Source organism: Vibrio sp. Vb0937, assembly GCF_033338855.1.
Window position 1 is genome coordinate 1 of record NZ_JAWOTK010000335.1, and the last position, 1,171, is coordinate 1,171.

Genomic DNA, 1,171 nt, shown 5'->3' on the forward strand with positions numbered 1-1,171 from the left:
GTCGTCACTGAGTTTGCCGATCGGAGAATGCAAGAAGGCACGCCGCGTAAAGAGGCATACCGAGACGCAGCCAAACGCATGGCATGGCCGATCACCGCCTCTACCGCGACTACGTTGGCGGCATTTGCTCCGCTTCTTTTTTGGCCGGATATTACCGGTGAGTTTATGAAGTACTTACCGTTAACGCTAATCGCGACGTTAGCGGCGTCATTGGTGATGGCTTTGCTATTTGTGCCTGTTATTGGCGGCATTATTGGTAAACCTCAGGTTATCAATCCTAAAGCCCAACAAGAAATGGTGGAGCTACACAACGGAAACTTTGAGAAAGCGACAGGAATTACCAAGCTTTATTACAAAACCTTGTTTGTGGCGATTCAACATCCTTGGAAAGTGCTGCTGAGCGCGGTATTGCTGGCGGGTGGTGTTGGATTTACTTACAGTAAAGCGGGGTTAGGAGCTGAGTTTTTCCCTGAAGTCGACCCGCCATTTTTCACCGTAAAAGTACGCTCTTACGGGGATCTTTCCATTAATGAGAAAGATATCGTAATGCGAGAAATTGAAAAGGTCATGCTGGGTCATGATGAGTTTGAAAGTGTCTACACTCGCACTGGATCGAGCGATAATGGTGACGAAATCGGTCAGATTCAAATAACTCCTGTGGATTGGCAATATCGTCGTAAAGTCAAAACGATCATTGAAGAGCTAAAAGCTACCACCGACCAATTTTATGGCGTTGAGTTAGAGTACAAATTCCCGGATGCCGGCCCTCCGGTTGAACATGATTTGGTGATTGAAGTTTCTTCTCGAAGTAGGAGTATAGGCGAACTAGATGACGCCGCGAAGCTAGTTAGGCTTTGGGCAGATAGCAACCCAGCACTGACTAATTTGAGTGATACTACCTATAAAGAGGGGATTGACTGGCAAATTGACATTCGACGCGACGACGCTTCTCGTTTTGCTGCCGATGCAACTTTGGTGGGAAATACAGTTCAATTTGTCACGAATGGTCTGAAAATAGGGGACTATTTACCTGACGATGCGGATGAAGAAGTCGATATTTTGGTGCGCTACCCACAAGAGAAGCGAGATATTGGTCGATTCGATCAGCTAAGAGTGAAAACCGCTGCAGGTTTAGTGCCTATAACCAACTTTGCTCAAATTAAGCCAGACC

1 pseudogene is annotated in these 1,171 nt (G+C 46.5%); it reads left to right on the forward strand.

Going from position 1 to position 1,171, the window contains the following annotated elements:
- A pseudogene (gene vmeK, locus R7P67_RS25510) lies at window positions 1–1,171 on the forward strand (multidrug efflux RND transporter permease subunit VmeK); the annotation flags it as partial.